This is a genomic window from Pseudomonas sp. ZT5P21 (assembly GCF_054897785.1).
Window position 1 is genome coordinate 1,886,210 of sequence record NZ_CM142705.1, and the last position, 16,734, is coordinate 1,902,943.

At 58.1% G+C, this 16,734-nt stretch carries 13 protein-coding genes and 1 pseudogene; 7 read left to right on the forward strand and 7 right to left on the reverse strand.

Going from position 1 to position 16,734, the window contains the following annotated elements; translation table 11 throughout:
* The first annotated feature begins 84 nt into the window (after nt 1–84).
* From ACYZT9_RS08750 to ACYZT9_RS08775, 6 genes and pseudogenes are all read left to right on the forward strand, one after another.
* Entirely contained in the window at nt 85–540 is a 456-nt protein-coding gene (locus ACYZT9_RS08750) for a YkvA family protein (RefSeq protein ID WP_462009429.1), read from the forward strand.
* A 113-nt stretch (nt 541–653) separates the two neighbouring features.
* Entirely contained in the window at nt 654–995 is a 342-nt protein-coding gene (locus ACYZT9_RS08755) for a helix-turn-helix domain-containing protein (protein WP_462009430.1), read from the forward strand.
* Nucleotides 992–1,363, forward strand: a complete 372-nt coding sequence (locus ACYZT9_RS08760; protein ID WP_003223109.1) for a hypothetical protein — start codon at nt 992–994, stop codon at nt 1,361–1,363. Before ACYZT9_RS08755 ends, ACYZT9_RS08760 begins: the two co-directional genes overlap by 4 nt.
* Nucleotides 1,364–1,771 (forward strand): SEL1-like repeat protein, encoded by a 408-nt coding sequence (locus tag ACYZT9_RS08765; protein WP_462009431.1) that lies wholly within the window; start codon nt 1,364–1,366, stop codon nt 1,769–1,771.
* 238 nt (nt 1,772–2,009) lie between these two features.
* Nucleotides 2,010–6,668, forward strand: a pseudogene (locus tag ACYZT9_RS08770) (RNase A-like domain-containing protein).
* Complete coding sequence (locus ACYZT9_RS08775; protein WP_462009432.1) at nt 6,665–6,964, forward strand: contact-dependent growth inhibition system immunity protein; 300 nt, start codon at nt 6,665–6,667, stop codon at nt 6,962–6,964. The pseudogene ACYZT9_RS08770 and the gene ACYZT9_RS08775 overlap by 4 nt, the downstream one beginning before the upstream one ends.
* A gap of 268 nt (nt 6,965–7,232) precedes the next feature.
* Here ACYZT9_RS08775 and ACYZT9_RS08780 read toward each other — a convergent pair whose 3' ends face one another.
* Together ACYZT9_RS08780 and ACYZT9_RS08785 are read right to left on the reverse strand one after the other, a co-directional pair.
* Nucleotides 7,233–9,023 (reverse strand): bifunctional diguanylate cyclase/phosphodiesterase, encoded by a 1,791-nt coding sequence (locus ACYZT9_RS08780; protein ID WP_462009433.1) that lies wholly within the window; start codon nt 9,021–9,023, stop codon nt 7,233–7,235.
* A 146-nt stretch (nt 9,024–9,169) separates the two neighbouring features.
* A complete protein-coding gene (locus ACYZT9_RS08785; RefSeq protein WP_462009434.1) occupies nt 9,170–11,251 on the reverse strand; it encodes a carboxy terminal-processing peptidase in 2,082 nt (693 codons plus the stop codon).
* Between the two features lie 139 nt (nt 11,252–11,390).
* Between ACYZT9_RS08785 and ACYZT9_RS08790 the strand changes: the two genes are divergently transcribed.
* Complete coding sequence (locus ACYZT9_RS08790) at nt 11,391–12,353, forward strand: zinc-binding dehydrogenase (RefSeq protein ID WP_462009435.1); 963 nt, start codon at nt 11,391–11,393, stop codon at nt 12,351–12,353.
* 128 nt (nt 12,354–12,481) lie between these two features.
* On the opposite strand, the gene ACYZT9_RS08795 is transcribed toward ACYZT9_RS08790, so the two are convergent.
* From ACYZT9_RS08795 to ACYZT9_RS08815, 5 genes are read right to left on the reverse strand one after another with little or no spacing between them, the layout of a single operon-like run.
* Nucleotides 12,482–13,135: an HAD family hydrolase gene (locus ACYZT9_RS08795; protein ID WP_462009436.1), complete on the reverse strand. Its 654-nt coding sequence runs from the start codon at nt 13,133–13,135 to the stop codon at nt 12,482–12,484.
* Nucleotides 13,136–13,169: 34 nt separating this feature from the next.
* Complete coding sequence (locus ACYZT9_RS08800) at nt 13,170–14,159, reverse strand: ABC transporter ATP-binding protein (RefSeq protein ID WP_462009437.1); 990 nt, start codon at nt 14,157–14,159, stop codon at nt 13,170–13,172.
* Nucleotides 14,156–14,956 (reverse strand): ABC transporter permease, encoded by an 801-nt coding sequence (locus tag ACYZT9_RS08805; protein WP_462009438.1) that lies wholly within the window; start codon nt 14,954–14,956, stop codon nt 14,156–14,158. The genes ACYZT9_RS08800 and ACYZT9_RS08805 overlap by 4 nt, the downstream gene beginning before the upstream one ends.
* Entirely contained in the window at nt 14,943–15,779 is an 837-nt protein-coding gene (locus ACYZT9_RS08810) for an ABC transporter permease (RefSeq protein ID WP_462010180.1), read from the reverse strand. The genes ACYZT9_RS08805 and ACYZT9_RS08810 overlap by 14 nt, the downstream gene beginning before the upstream one ends.
* Nucleotides 15,780–15,784: 5 nt before the next feature.
* Nucleotides 15,785–16,591, reverse strand: coding sequence for an alkaline phosphatase family protein (locus tag ACYZT9_RS08815; protein WP_462009439.1), 807 nt, complete (start codon nt 16,589–16,591; stop codon nt 15,785–15,787).
* Nucleotides 16,592–16,734: the final 143 nt, after the last annotated feature.

A 16,734-nucleotide genomic window follows, 5' to 3' on the forward strand; every position in this document is an offset into this window, starting at 1 on the left:
AAACGTGGCTTTCAGCCGTGAAATGCACGTCTGTTCACAAGGTTATCCACAATTTGTGTGGATAACATTTCAGCGGGAGGAATGATGAAAACACCCTGGAGTTTCGCTCGTTTCCTGCCACTGGCCGGACGCTTGCTCGCTCGTGGACGTTTGCCAACGCTGTTGTTCGCGGTGGCCAGCAAAGGCGCCACTCAGGGCAACCGTTTGGGCAAGCTTAAAGACGATCTGCGCCTGTTGCAGGCGCTGTGCCTGGCGTACTGGCGTGGGGAGTACCGTGCAATCAGCCCGAAAGCGCTGATCTCGGTGGTGGCTGGCCTGATGTATTTTCTGAGTCCGGTGGATGCAATTCCGGATTTCATCCCAATGTTTGGAATGCTCGATGACATCGCCGTGCTCGCCTGGCTGATGAAAGTCCTCGATGACGAACTCAATGCTTTCCGCGCATGGCGCAATCGCCAGAGGCCCGAAAAGCTTGCGGTGGTCGAGCGATTGCCCGATACCCTGGAGCAACTTCAAATTCAGGGCCCGAAAAAAAACTGAGCCGATTCAGCATCATCCCTATATTCATACCCTCAGGACCTTGACCGCTGTTAGGATTACACTTCCAGGGAAAAGCGCCGACTCGCTAAGTGTCGTTGTCCTACGGGGAAGTCATGGATATTCAGATAATCACACGCGAAGGCGAGCCCGAGTATGCGGTTGTGCCGTGGGCTCAGTATCAGGCTTTACTGAAAGCAGCAGGCATCGAACCACAACCGCCGCGCGAGGCAACAGTGCGTCACGCGGCCCCACCAGACCAGATTCTTCCGGGTCTGGATCAACTACGCAATTTGCGCGAAGGGAAGGGCATCGCCATCGAGGCGCTTGCCCGCACGGTAGGCATCAGCCCGTCTTATCTGGCCTTGATCGAAAGTGGCGAGCGTCAACCCGACGCTGCGATTCGCCGCAGCCTGGCTTGGGAATTGACGGTGCCAGGGTGGAGGGATGAATCGTGAGCGTACGCATCAGTCGTCAACATTGGGACGGGTTGCTGGGCGAGTTGGATCAGGCGCGCCGCCAGCGCCATTTGCTGACTTATCGCGCGTTGCTGGAGCGTCTGCAGCTCCCGACGCCAGCCATGCAAACCTTGACCGCGGCCCTTGAACATCTGGCCGCACTGGACGCCAAGGCCGAGCAGCCCTTGCGCAGTTCGCTGGTGATCAGCCAGGGCGCCAGCCGCCTGCCACGCACCGGCTTTTTCGAATGCGTCGAGCGTCTGGGGCGTTTCTCGGGGCCGTCCGATGGTGTCGCTGCGGCGTCCTGGCATGCCTCGGAAGTGGTGCGAGTGTTTGAGTACGAATACCCCGAATCGGCCGAGGCCTGAGTGTTCTTGCGACTCAAGGCGCGGGCCGGTTACTGGTTGGCCCGCAGGTTGTTTCATTGGTCGTGGTTTGTCCAACAGCCGCTAGGCTGGAACTGGCTCGAAGGCCAGTTCGTCCGCATGGCCAACTTGGGTGATGTCGGGGCGCAAAGCTTCTATGGCCACATCCTGGCCTTTCGCGGCGTTGGGCTGGGGGCTCGCGAGGAAGGTGTCCGATTGCTGCGCCTGGCAGCGCTGGCGGGCGACGGCAAGGCGGCGTATCAGGTGGGCGTGATCAGTTTGGCGGGGACGGCGAGCAAGGCGCCGGATCCGGTTGCAGCGGCTCGGTTTTGGGAGATGGCTGCCAAGGCTGGACATCCGTTGGCTGAAATCAAGCTTAAAGAATTGGCGTCCCGCGACTCAACGCAATAAAACCATAGTTGACCCGTAAACAAGCGTGGCGTGAGGGAAACCTTCCGCCACGTTTGCGTTTTTGCCTGTCTGTCATTCGTCGATGGCTGATTAGAGATTTGCCCTACAGCCACATCCTACTTTCCTGACTTCATTCTCGCCTGATCCCTAGCAAAGTCTCGCGCGCCCATTTTTTGCGCGAGGGATTGCTCATGTACGACCCGATTTTTCAGATTACTTCGTGCCATACGGTGCGTTGATGGAGCCTATTACCCGCATCGAGCAGGAACTAGACGGTTTCAAAGACACGCTAAGTCTGTATCGCGAGCAACTTCAGGGTTTTTTCAGTCGCAATGCGGACAAGGTCAGTCGCGCGTTTGACCTGCCCTCGCTGATGGACATGGATCGGCAGATCAAAGTGGGCGATACCAGCACCTCGGTGAGTAAAAGCGATGACGACTTTTTCACCAGTGTTGCGCAGTGTCCGCAAAACAGAATTCTGGAAATCGAGAGCAAGTTTGAATCGGTCTATGACATTCCGCTGGGGAATATTGATGTTGATGTGATTGCCGTTGATGGGGGCGAGAGAAAAACAGTCACGCTTGATGAAAACGGCAAAGGACAGTTCGTAGGTAAGCCCGGCAAGTTCTACCGCGTTCATGTCCAGAGCGAAGTTACCCCAAAGCAAGTTGAGGACCTTTTTTCTTCTCACGACGGCCTGACCCTGCAGTTGGAAGACTGGCTGCGCCAAGAGTGGCAAAGGTTCAAGCCGCAATGGTCACAGTCGGCATTTGCCGCTGCGGGTAACGGCATGCTCGCCGGAAGTTGGGCCGCCATCATTGGTGTTTGGGACAGCATCAGCCTGCTCTCGGAAATCCTCCAGGATCCCGGCAAATTTGTTGGTCGTTTAGGCAGCAGTGCTGACGAGCTGGTCAATATCGCGAAATCAGCGCCAGCCATGATGGCGAAAGTCCAGCTGCTGGCCAGTGACGAAGCGGCGCTGTGTTTGCTGTTGCGAACCGCCAGCCTCTGGTTGGAAATGCTGCCGCCCAGCGAGATCGCCGGAAAAACCGCCGAAGCCATTTCCACGGTGGTGGTGCAACTGCTCCTCGACATGCTGATCGGGGTGGTCCTGACCTTCGCTGGCGCGGGGGCGGGGATTGCCTACTTGAGCATGCGGCTTGCCCACTACGGCGCTCGGTTCATCAGCGCTGTACTGGGTTTCGTCAAAGCTATCTCTACCGTTGTTAACGGCTTCATGACCTACGTCGACCGCTACAAAAAGGTCGCTGCACGGGGCGTTGCTGGCGGTCTCAAAAACGGTCATATGCAGCTGCGTTGGGATGCCAAAAGCAACACCACCTTCCTGCAAAAACAACACCACGAAGACGCCCCGACCCAAGCGAAAAACCCCAACGGCGACAGCGCCGACGCCGTCGATAATACCGCCACCAACAAATGCCCGGTGTCGATGGTCACCGGCGAAGAACTGCTGACCCTCACCGACGGTTCGCTGGACGGCGTCCTGACGTTCGACTTCACCCGGCTCTATCGCACCAGTGCCGTCGAAATCGATTGCGGACTTGGTTTCGGCTGGAGTCACAGCCTCGCGCATCGCCTGGAAATCGACGGCGATTCGGTGATCTGGATCGACCACGAAAACCGTCGCACTGCTTTCCCGTTGCCGAATGCTGAACGCCCGGCGATCCACAACAGCCTCTCGCGTGCGGCGATTTTTCTGGGTGACAAACCTGAAGAACTGATCCTCGCCCAGGCGGGCGATGACGCGCGTTTCTATCACTTCATCAACGGTCGATTGACCGCGATCAGCGACGCTTACGACAACCGCTTGCGCATCACCCGCGACCGTCAGGAGCGCATCCAACGCCTCGACAACGGTGCCGGCCGCGCCTTGCTCTTGCGTTATGACCGCCGCCATCTGGTGGCCGTCGACTACCAGCGTTTTGTCCCGGCGGACACGTTGGGCGAGGCCTGGATCACCGAACAAACGCTGATCAGTTACCGCTACGACGAACGCGGGCAACTGATCGAAGCTACCAACGCCGCCGACGAAAGCGAGCGCTACGACTACGACGATCAGCACGTCATCCTGCAGCGGCAACTGGCCGGTGGGGCGAGTTTCTTCTGGGCGTGGGAAAGGTCCGGCAAGGCGGCGCGATGCGTCCGGCACTGGGCGTCGTTTGCGCAGATGGAGGCGCGGTATGTCTGGGATGATCAGGGCAGCGTCACCGTCCACAACAGCGATGGCAGCGAGGAGCTTTACCAGCACGACGACCGGGCGCGGCTGGTGCGCAAGGTCGGGCTGGATGGCGGCGAACAGCTCAAGGCCTATGACGAACAAGGCCGGCTGATTGCCGAGCAGGATCCGCTGGGTGCCGTCACCGAATACCACTACGACGAAGTCGGACGGCTGGTGGCGCTGATTCCGCCGAAAGATGAGCCAACGTCCTATGAATATCGCAATGGTTTCCTGCATGCGCGATATCGCGGCAAAGCCATCTGGAAATACCAGCGCAATGCCCAGGGCGATGTCACCGAGGCGACCGATCCTGACGGGCATGTCACCCACTATCACTACGATGAAAAAGGGCAGTTGCTGTCGATCCGGTATCCGGACAACAGCCGACATGTCTTTGTCTGGAATGCCTTGGGGCAGTTGCTCGAAGAGACGTTGCCGGACGGCGGCCAGCGACGGTTTTCCTACGACGCACTGGGTCGGCGAATTACCGATCAGGACGAACACGGCGCCGTCACTCGTTACGCGTGGGACGCCGTCGGACGACTGATTCAGACGACACTTCCTACGGGCGCCACGCGCGCCTTCAGCTACAACGCCTACGGCAAGATCACCGCCGAACGCGATGAGCTGGGTCATGTCACGCGCTACGAATATCTCGATGATTTGCACCTGGTCAGCCGTCGCATCAGTCCCGACGGCACGCAGCTCAACGATCGCTACGAAAACGCGCAGTTTTTGCTCACAGAAATCGAAAACGAATCCGGCGAAAAATATCTGCTGGATTACACGCCCAGCGGATTGATCCGACAGGAAACCGGCTTCGATGGTCAACGCACGGCGTATGCCTACGACCTCAACGGCCATCTGCTGGCGAAAACCGAATTTGGCGATGACGGCTCGCAACTGGTTACCGCTTATGAGCGAGACTCGGCAGGACGGTTGCTGGCCAAGACGCTGCCCGATGGCATCAAAGTCGAATACCGCTACGACAGCCTCGGCCGGCTGATCAGCGTCGACGACGGTCACGATCATCCGCTGGAGTTTGAGTACGACCAACAGGATCGCCTGATCACCGAACACCAAGGTTGGGGCACCTTGCGCTATGGCTACGACGCCTGCGGGCAGCTCAACCGGCTGCGCCTGCCGGACGGCAGCAAACTCGCCTACCACCACGAAAAGGGCGGCGCGCTAAGCGCCATCGACCTCAATGGCGCGCGACTCACCACTCACCAATTCACTGTTGGCCGCGAACAACAGCGCCAGCAAGGCCAGCTCACCAGCCACTAGCACTACGACGACCAGGGCCGGTTGCAGGCCCACGCGATCAACCAGCAATCCCGACCGCTGTACCTGCGCCACTACACCTACGCGGTCAACGGCAACCTCGCGACCCTCGCCGACAGCCGCCACGGTCAGCGCAGCTATTACTACGACCCGCTCAACCGCCTGACTCGCGTACGCCACACCCGCGACAACCCACCGGAAACCTTCGCCCACGACCCGGCTGGCAACCTGCTGATGCACGACCGCCCCGGCATCGCGACCGTCAAAGGCAACCGCCTGCTCATGCAGGGCGACCGCCACTACGACTACGACGCCTTCGGCAACCTCATCCGCGAACGTCGTGGCACCGCGCAAAAACTCGTCACCGAATATGCCTACGACTGCCAGCACCGCCTGATAGGCATCACCACCCCGGACGGCCGCCACACAAACTATCGTTACGACGCCTTCGGCCGCCGCATCGCCAAAACCGTCGACGGCAAAACCACCGAATTCTTCTGGCAAGGCGACCACCTCATCGCCGAAAGCAGCCGCGAACACTACCGCAGCTACGTCTATGAACCGGGTACCTTCCGCCCACTGGCCATGCTCGACGGCAAAGGCCCGCGCAAGGCCTGCCCGTTTTACTACCAGCTCGATCATCTCGGCACGCCGCAGGAACTGACGGATTTTGGGGGCGAAATCGTCTGGTCGGCGAAGTACAACGCCTATGGAAAAGTTACCCGCCTAACGTATGGCGGGGGAGAGCAGCTCGAACAACCGTTACGGTTTCAGGGCCAATACTTCGACCCCGAGAGCGGCCTGCACTACAACCGGCATCGGTACTATGATCCGGATGTCGGGCGGTACCTGACGCCGGATCCAGTCAAGTTGGCGGGTGGGCTGAACCAGTACCGGTACGCGCTGAACCCGACGGGGTGGGTTGATCCGTTGGGGTTGTCATGCAACCCATGCCCTGGCGATTTGGATGCAGATGGACCGTATAGCGAAATTGTTCCCGGTGGTGGTCTGGCAGCGCATGAAGCTCAAGGAGGGCACCTCATCAGGAAACATGTGGGTAGAACGGACAAGCAGTTAGCTAAAAGGTTAAAAGCCGAGCCAAATATTCCTGCTGCATCAACGTTTCCTGATCGGGCTACTGCGGAATCGGCTTCTTCAAAAGCATTAGATGCAAATAAGACAAAAATCGAAAAATTCCTTAATGGAAAGAAAAGTAAGACGACAGTTACTCATACATTTCCTTACCCAGTAGGTGTCAGTATTCCCAACGGACGTAACAACCATTTGCTAGCATCGAAAGTATTGTTGGTACTGGTAAAGGATGCCCGGCGACCTGAGGGGTATTTTTTGCTAACAGGATTTCCAGAAATATGATCAGAGAGTTTTCCGAACTGCACGATTTTTTCGGCGCGTACTTTCATCAGGATTGGACGATTGAGCATGAATCGGCAGAGCAAGTGATTGACGCCTTCTTAGCTGACTCCGCCATTGAGGATTTAATGGTGGTCTGCCAGGAACTAGATTTTCTGCTCGCGAAGCGAAAGGGCGAAGTTGAATTACGAGAGTATTTATTGAAGGAGCTGAGCTGTTACTACTGCTACTGGAATGAGTGGGAATCAGGCGAAGCATGGTTGCGCCATATTGCTAAAAAGCTGAGCCGCGAAATTTGATGGTTTTTGCTTATAACGGTAGCGAAATTTCGGGGCAAGGTCGTCGGAAGTTTCCTTCAAGTTGTAGCGGTTGCCATGAACTGGTGCGCATCGAGCCATATCGATAGTCTTTAGGCCGTCACTGCAAATTCAGTGACAGGGTGTGGAAGCCCTTCTATCGTGAGGTGCGTCAAGCGCCACCAGTTCGGCGTTTTTATCATCTGTGTTTTATGGGCGAACGACACATAACCCTGTGGGAGCGGGCTTGCTCGCGAAGGCGTCCGCTCGATCACCGCTGTCCCATCAGCATTCCATCCTCGCGCTCAGCCACCGCCAGACTGTCAATCACATGCACGCTATACCCCGGCACATTCTTCGCGTGATGCTTGGCCTGCGAAGCCATCTCCGCCAACTGGCTTGCATCGAGTTGGCCACAGGCCTGTGGATGTAAATGCACCACGCCAATCGACAGTGACAGCAGCGCAAATTCCTGCCGCACACCCTGTCGGTTCGGCGCGATGAAGCAGCCGGCTTCCAGGTGTTCGCTGCGGTAGAAGCGCCGGCACTGGCTTTGGAAATCGTCGAGCAACTGGTTCAAGCGTTTGCGCCAGTCTTCCGGCCCGAGCACCAGCAGGAAATCGTCGCCGCCGATATGGCCGACAAAGTCGCGGGACGGGTCGACACGGTCGTTCAGGCATTGCGCCAGGCACAACAGGACTTCATCCCCGCGGCCGTAGCCGTAAATGTCGTTGAAGGGTTTGAAACTGTCGATGTCCACGTAGCAGATCACCGATTCACGTTGCTGTTGCAGCAGGCGCGTCAGGCATTGCTGGATCGGTACGTTGCCGGGCAGCAGGGTCAGTGGGTTGGCGTAGCGGGCTTGCTGGATCTTCAGTTCGGTAATCAGCTTCAGTACGTCAATCACCCGGCCCAACCCCAGATATCCGCCGTTCAGGGTAATGATGAAGTCTTCTTCAATGCGTTGTCGGGCACGGCTGGTGATCAGCCGGCTGACCTGTTGCAGTGACTGGCTCATCTCGACGGCGAGGAAGTCGTCATTCATCAGTCGGCTGATCGGCTTGCGGGCGAACAGGTCGGTGGCAAAGGGTTTGAGCAGGGCGTCGGACAACGAATGCCGATGGACGATGCCGCAGGGATGGCCGTATTCGTCGAGCACCGCCAGCGAGTTCAGGTTGGCCTGGCGGCGGAAGGCTTCCAGTACCGTTGCAGTTGGCGTATCCCGTGCGACCGCTGGTTGATCGTTCAAAAGGGCGCTGAGGTCGCTGCCTTCGTCGTTCAGCGCCACGGTGGAGTTGTCCTGTTTGGGCATCAGGCTTCGAGCATCCCGTGGCGGATGTTCCTGGGGCCGACAGAGCAAATAGCCCTGGACCAGGTCGACGCCCATATCGGTCAACACCGCGAGTTCCTCCGGCAGCTCGATACCTTCAGCAATCACTTGAGCCCGAGAGGCTTTGGCGATTTGCATGATTGAACCGACAAATTCACGTTTGAGGGCATCCTGATGAATGCCGTCGATGAAGTGTCGGTCGATCTTCACATAGTCAGGCCGCAGCTCGGACCACAGGCGCAGGCTTGAATAACCGGCTCCCAAATCATCCAGTGCAATGGAAAAGCCCATCGCCCGGTAGTGATGCAACGCGTTTTGCAGTAGCTGGAAATCGTCGGTCGGGGTCTGTTCGGTCAGTTCGATGACCACCTGATTTGGGGGTATGCCGAAATCCTGCAGCAGTTGCAGGGTGCGACCCGGTTGATGGGTCGCCTCGAGCAGGGACTCGGGTGAAACGTTGAGAAAGAGTTTGCCCGGCAGTTGCTGTTCATTGAAGCGTCGGCAAGCGCTCTCGCGACAGGCAATTTCCAGCTCGCTCAAGCGGCCGGCCTGGCGGGCGACGGCGAACAAGGCGATGGGCGAGTGCAGGGGGCTGTTGGAGGGGCCGCGACTGAGGGCTTCGTAGCCGATAATCCGTCGTTCAGAGAGAGAAATGATCGGCTGGAACAGGCTGTGCAAACCGCTTTGAGTCAGTATTGAACTCAACGCACTCAGCTGTTCGGTAGTGGTCATGGCGATCTCTGGCGATAAAAAAAGGACTGGGAGCACTCTTGGGTAAAGAGATTCTCCCAGTCCTTTATTTCACGACAGAATGATGACTATTTGATGACGATCCGGGGGCGTCAGCTCTAAATTGCCATCATCTTGCTCGTCACAACTCAGTGCTTGGCGACCGCGGTATTGAGTTTCAGGTAGTCCAGCAGAATCCGGCCTGTCTCGCTCAGGTAGGCATCGTCTTCTGGTTTGGTCTTGTCCAGCTCGGCCGCGAGGGCGTCATCGTCTTCTTTCTTCAGCTCTTTGAGCGGCTCTTCGCCTTTGGCCTTGCGACGGATATTCTCCATGGCAAGCTGCTTGGCTTCGATATCAGTGTGTTGAGCACGACGATCGGCTTCATTGAGGCTGACGGTTTTTTCCGCCATCAGCTTCTGCGCCAGGGCCAGTTTGTCGTTGATGAACACGAACTCTGCGTCCTTGGCCGTACGCGAATCATGCTCGGACTTGAGCTGAGCGATGTACGGCTTGAACGGATCCACCGCAGGCTTGATCGCCGCGCGGATGGTGTCCCACGGCATGGCTTCCGGCAGAGCGCTTTCGCCGATTTCCTTGGTGTCGATGATCGACGGGTAATTGATATCCGGCAGAACGCCTTGATGCTGCGTGCTTTGACCGGAAACCCGGTAGAACTTGGCCAGCGTCAGTTTCAGTTCGCCATGGTTCAGCGGCTGAATGGTCTGCACGGTGCCCTTGCCGAATGTCTGGCCGCCGATAATCAGCGCGCGGTGGTAGTCCTGCATGGCGCCGGCAAAAATCTCCGAAGCCGAGGCGGACAAGCGGTTGACCAGCAACGCCATCGGGCCTTTGTAGAACGCGCCCGGGTTTTCATCTTCAAGCACATCGACCCGGCCATCGGCGTTACGCACGAGCACGGTCGGACCTTTGTCGATGAACAGACTGGTCAGCTCGGTGGCTTCCTGCAGGGAACCGCCGCCGTTGTTGCGCAGGTCGATGACCACGCCGTCGACTTTGTCTTTCTGCAACTCGGTCAGCAGTTTCTTGACGTCGCGCGTGGTGCTCTTGTAGTCCGGATCGCCGGCACGGAAGGCCTTGAAATCCAGATAGAAGGCGGGGATTTCGATGACGCCCAGCTTGTAGTCCTTGCCGTCCTGTTTCAGGTTGAGGACCGACTTCTTCACCGCCTGGTCTTCAAGCTTCACCGCTTCGCGAGTGATCGGCACGATTTTGGTGGTCTGGTCGTTCGGCGCATTGCTGGCCGGGATGACTTCCAGGCGCACCACGGTACCTTTCGGACCACGGATCAGCTTGACCACTTCGTCCAGGCGCCAGCCGACCACGTCAACCATCTCTTTGTTGCCTTGGGCAACGCCGATGATCTTGTCGGCCGGTGCGACCTGTTTGGTTTTGTCGGCCGGGCCGGCAGGCACCAGACGCACGACTTTTACCTGATCGTTGTCGCTCTGCAACACGGCACCGATACCTTCGAGGGAAAGGCTCATGTTGATGTCGAAGTTCTCCGCGTTATCCGGCGACAGATAATTGGTATGCGGATCGTAGGACATGGCGAAGGTATTGATGTAGGCCTGGAAGATGTCTTCCGGGCGGGTCTGGTCCAGGCGCGCGAGCTGATTCTTGTAGCGCTTGGTCAGGGTTTCCTGAATCTGCTTGGAGTCTTTGCCAGCAATTTTCATCCGCAGCACTTCGTCCTTGACGCGTTTGCGCCACAGGTCGTCGAGCTCTGCGGTGGACTTGAGCCAAGGGGCGTCCTTGCGGTCGATCAGCAAGGTTTCCTTGGCGGTGAAGTCGATCTTGTCGACGCCCTTGTTCAGCTCCGCAAGGGCGAAGTCCAGACGCGACTTGACGCGGTCCAGGTAGCGCTTGTAGATGGTGAAACCGGCATTGAGGTCGCCGCTTTTGAGGAAGTCGTCGAACTGGGTTTTCCACTTGTCGAATTCGGCGATATCGCTGGCCATGAAGTAGCTGCGCGACGGATCCATCAGCTTCAGATAGCTGTCATAGATGATCACGGAACGCGCGTCATCGAGCGGCGGTTTGCTGTAATGGTGACGCTTGAGCAACTCGACGACATTCAGGCTGGCGATCACTTCGTCACGATCAGGCTGAAGCTTGTCCCAGCTATTGGCTGCGAACGTATTGCTCGACATCGGCACCAGGCCGATACCAATGAACAGGGCGAGGGCGGTGCTGGGGAACAGATGCTTCATGCTGATTCGACGCGGGGACAATTGATAACGCATATTAGGCCGTCTTTGAAGTCGCCGGTTCCACAGGGGCCGGTCGCATAATGCAAAAAGCCCGGCGATTACAGCTTGGGGCTCAGTCCAGACTCACTATGGAGGCACTGTGAAGGCATTGCAAGGCGTGGAAGGTCAAGTGGAGTGGCTTGAAGAGCCCAGTCCTACATGTGATGTAGGGCAAGTTCGCATTCGTGTGGCGGCAGCGGGCCTCAATCGCGCCGACTTGTTACAGAAGGCGGGACTTTATCCGCCACCGCCGGGGGCCAGTCAGGTACTGGGTCTAGAGTGTTCCGGGGTGATCGACGAGGTCGGCCCGGGCTCGTCATGGCAGGTCGGTGATCGGGTCTGCGCCCTGCTGGCCGGGGGTGGGATGGCCGAAGAGGTGGTTGTCGACGGACGGCATGTGCTGCCAGTGCCAGAAGGATTGTCCCTGGCCGAGGCGGCAGCGCTACCCGAAGTCTATGCGACCGTTTGGCTGAATTTGTTTCAATTGGCTGCGCTCAAACCAGGTGAGAAAGTTCTTCTGCACGCCGGAGCAAGTGGAATCGGTTCAGCTGCCATTCAGCTGTGCAAGGCCTTCGGCAACCCGTGCTGGGTCAGCGTCGGTTCTGCCGAGCGGCTGGCTTACTGCGAAGCGCTGGGTGCTCAGGGTGGCGTGGTTCGCACCGACGATCTAGACAGTTTGAGCGACCTGGGTCCTTTCGATGTGATTCTAGACCCGGTCGGCGGCAACTACGCCGCACTGAATCTGAAACTGCTGGCCCGCGATGGCCGTTGGGTGCTGATTGGCTTGATGGGCGGCCGTGAAGCGAAGCTGGACCTGGCGCAGGTGCTGGCCAAGCGTGTGCAACTGCTGGGTTCGACTTTGCGTGGTCGCGACGATCAGTTCAAGGCGGATTTGTTCAGTGATCTGAATCGGCATGTCTGGCCGTTGTTTGCCGAAGGGCGACTGAGCCCTCAGTTGGCGAAGACATTTCCGATCAAGGATGCGGAAGCGGCGTTCGCCGAGTTGGCGACGAACAAGGTGGCCGGCAAGCTGGTATTGGTGATCGACGAAAGTCTGACCTGATCTTCGGAACGACGCCATCCCTGTGAGCGAGCTTGCTCGCGATGAACCTGAGAGCGCAGTCGTGTGTCAGGTTGGCCGCGTTATCGTTGACGTCCATCGCGAGCAAGCTCGCTCCTACAAGGGCTGGGTTATTTCCAGAAATGGATCGGCCAGCCGGCTTTTTCGGCGTGTTCGAGCAGCACCGGATCCGGATTCACGACGTGGGGGAAATCAACCTTAAGCAACAACGGCAAATCGTTGCGTGAATCCGAGTAAAAACTCGCGCCTTCCAGGTTCTCCTCCTCCGCATCCAGCCACTCCAGCAAGCGTGTGATCTTGCCTTCGCGGTAGGTCAGCGTGCCGACCGTGTGGCCGCTATAAACCCCATGCAACACTTCCAGCTCGATGCCGAGAATCTCGTCGATGCCCAAACGATCGGCAATCGGCCTGACCAGGTGCGTACCCGACGCCGAGATCACCAGAATCCGGTCGCCCGCCTTGCGGTGGGCAGCGATGGCTTTGGTCGCGTCGCTGAAAATGATCGGCTCGATAAAGTCTTCCACCCACGGCCCCACCAGATGGTCGACTTCTTCCGGTGTGCGTCCGATCATCGGCTCGAGGCTGAAGGTCATGTAGTCCTCCATGCGCAATTTGCCGTGGCTGTAAGCGTCCATCAGTTCGTTGTTCTGACGCATGAACGACTCGGGATCGACCCAGCCCAGACGGCCCATTTGCTCGCTCCAGAGGGTGGCGCAGTCGCCGTGGATCAGGGTTTCGTCCAGATCAAAAATTGCCAGGGCCATCAGTGCAGTTCTCTCTTCAACATCAGCAAAGGCATCAGGCTACCTCACACAGGGCCGTCGGATCGATGGAAAGCGACAGGCGCTGACCATCGGGGTGCAGATCGGCCGCCGAGCGGTTGAGCACATCCACCACCAATTCCACGCCCCGGGCTTCAACACGGTAGCGAATTACATTACCCAACAGACTGTGGCTGCGCACGTGTGCATCGAGTTCGCCATTCAGGCTCAGTTCGATGGCCTCGGGCCGGATAGCGATGCGATGGGTGATCGGTCGTTGCAGCAGTTTCGTGGCGCTGTCGGCGTCCAGCAGGTTGTAGTTGCCGATGAAGCCGGCGGCAAAAACATCCACGGGCGCCGTGTACAGGGTTTCGGCGTCGCCGCTCTGTACGATCTTTCCCTGATTCATCAGGAAAATCCGGTCAGACATGGTCAGCGCTTCTTCCTGATCGTGCGTGACAAAGATCGTCGTCAGGCCGAGATCGCGCTGGATCTGGCGGATCTGTTCGCGCAAGTGCTTGCGAATGCGTGCATCCAGTGCAGACAACGGTTCATCGAGTAACAACAAACGCGGCCGAGTGACCAGCGAACGAGCGAGGGCGACACGCTGACATTGTCCGCCTGACAATTGATGCGGATAACGCGCGGCGAAGTCGGTCAGCTCAACCAGTTTCAACACTTCGGCGACGCGCTTTTGGCTGTCGTCGCTGTTGACCTTTTGCATGCGCAAACCGAAGGCGACGTTTTGCTCGACGGTCATGTTCGGGAACAGGGCGTAGCTCTGAAACACCATGCCGATTCCGCGCTTCTGCGGACTTAACGGAACGATATCGACACCATCCAGCAAAATCTTGCCGCCATCTACCGAGGTCAGCCCGGCGATGCAGCGCAGCAGCGTGGATTTGCCGCAACCGGACGGGCCGAGCAGGGTGACGAATTCTCCCTTCTGGACTTCGCAATTGATGTCGCTGAACACCGTCGTGCCCGCATAGTTTTTCTGTAAATGTTGGACGCTGACATAGCTCATTCGCTTTTGTCCTTGTTCAAGATAGTGGCCGCCCACGTCAAAACCAGTACGAAGAAGAAGTAGGAAATCACCAGCGCACTGGTGAAGTGGCCGCTGCTGTTGCGCATGTTGTTGAGGTAGACCTGCAGGGTTTCGTAACGGGTGCCGACGAGGATGTTGGCGAATACGAACTCACCGAACAGGAATGAGAACGACAGCAGCAGCGCCACCATCAAACCCTTGCGCAGGTTCGGCAACACCACCAGAAATGCCGCTTGCCAGGTGCTGGCGCCCAGCAGTTGGGCGGCGTCCATCAAGTCGCGCAGGTTGATCGCTTGCAGGTTGTTGGTGATCGCCCGGTACATGAAAGGCAACGCCACAGTGAAGTAGCAGCCGATCAGAATCCACGGCGTGCCGACCATCGCGAACGGCCCCGAGCCGTAGAGCTGCAACAGCCCCACCGACGACACTACCGGCGGCACCGCGAAAGGCAGCAGGATCAGGATGTTCATCAGCGCATCGAGTTTCGGGAAGTGGTAATGCACCACGAACAGCAGCGGCAGAATCAGCACCACCGACAGGATCAGCGAGCCGACGCAGACCAGCAACGATTGGCCGAACGCATGGAGAAAGCGCGGGTCGCTCCACAACGCCACGTACCATTTGAGAGTGAAGCCGCTGGGAAAAATGGTCGCCGACCAACTGCTGGCGATCGAGTAGATCAGCGTGCCAAACAGCGGCAGCAACAGAATGGCAAACAGCAGGTAAACCACGACCCGATGATAGACACCGACGGGCCCCAATTCAGCGCGAGACATGGTAGCTCCTCTTCAACAGCAACTGGTGCACGACGGTCACCAGGGTCATCAACGCGACCAACACCACGGCCAGGGCACTGGCCAGGTTCGGATCCAGGGAAATGTCGCCGGAGACCATCGCCGCAATGCGGATCGGCAGAACGTTGAAGTTGCCGGTGGTCAACGCGTACACCGTGGCGTAGGCGCCGAGTGCGTTGGCCAGCAGGATCACGAAGGTGCCGAGCAGTGCGGGCGTCAATACCGGCAGACCGATGTGGCGCCAGAACTGCCAGCCGTTGGCGCCAAGCAGTGCAGCAGACTCGCGCCAGTCTTCGCGCAGCGCATCGAAAGCCGGGTAGAGCAGCAGCACGCCCAGAGGAATCTGGAAGTAGGTGTAGAGAATGATCAGACCGGTTTTCGAGTACAGGTTGAAGTCCTGAATGATTCCGGCTTGCTTGAGCATGAGGGTGATGCTGCCGTTGAAACCGAGCAGGATGATGAACGCAAAGGCCAGTGGGACGCCGGCAAAGTTACTGGTCATGTTCGCGAACGCGTTGACGAAGTTGCGCAGCTTCGAGTCGACGCGGCGCAGGGAGTAGGCACCGAGTACGGCGATGATGATCCCGAACACGCTGGACCAGAAACTGATCTCAAGGCTGTACTGGATCGCCTGGAGATAGAACTTCGAATTGAAGATTTTGGTGAAGTTGGCCAGGCCCCAGCCGAACTCTTCCGATTGCAGGCTGTTGATCATCACCCAGACGAGCGGGGCGATCTCGAACACGATAAAGAACAGGGCAAAGGGCACCAGGCACAGGGCAGCTAGCCATTTTCCGCGAGTCATGGCATTCACTTGAGCAGCTCCCGGCACACAGGTTTATCGTGCGCCGCACCTAGCAGTTCGCAGACGGTGCCGCATATTTCCGTCTGTTTCGGTGCGGCGTTGGCGTTGAAACTGAACGCGTCACCCAGCACGAACAGCGGCACTTCGCGCTCTTCGGGCAGCAAGCCGTTGTGGGAGCGGTCGTTGTTCATGCCGTGGTCGGCGGTCACCAGCACCTGGTAACCGGCGTCGAGCCAGCCTTGCAGGTAGTCGGCGAGGATGATGTCCGCCGAACGAGCGCTGTTGCGGTATTGCGGGGTGTCGAGGCCGTGCTTGTGCCCGGCGTCGTCGATATTCATAGGGTGCACCAGGAGAAAGTTCGGCGCATGGCGCAGGCGCAGGTTTTCCGCGTCGGCGAACAGGTGCGAATCCGGGTAATGGTCGTTCCAGTAGAAATGACCGTGCTGGATCGGCAATTTCGGGTTATCGGTATGACGGTCCCGTGCGGCCAGAAATGGCGAACGGTTATACAGCTCGCTGACCCAGTGATAGGCGGCGGCGGCAGTTTTCAGGCCGGCATCGGTGGCGTAGTGGTAGATGCTGCGTTGGTTGGACAGGCGTGAGACATTGTTGTGGACGATGCCGCTGGCAATCGGAGTGACGCCGGTCAGGATGCATTCATACAGTGGGCGGGACAGGGCCGGCAGTTCGCATTCCAGTTTGTAGAGTGCCGCGCGTCCTGCGCCAACGTAAGCTTGCAGGTGCCCCATGGCGTGGCGCGCAACCTCGTAATTGAGACCGTCGAGCACGACAAGGATGACGTTGTGCTTCATAGGGGCGGAACTCCGCAATACAGGTGTTCAGAAATCTCGAATTCACCACAGTCCATTGTGGGAGCGAGCTTGCTCGCGATGAGGGACTGTCAGTCAACATCAATGTTGAAAGTCAGATCGCTATCGCGAGCAAGCTCGCTCCC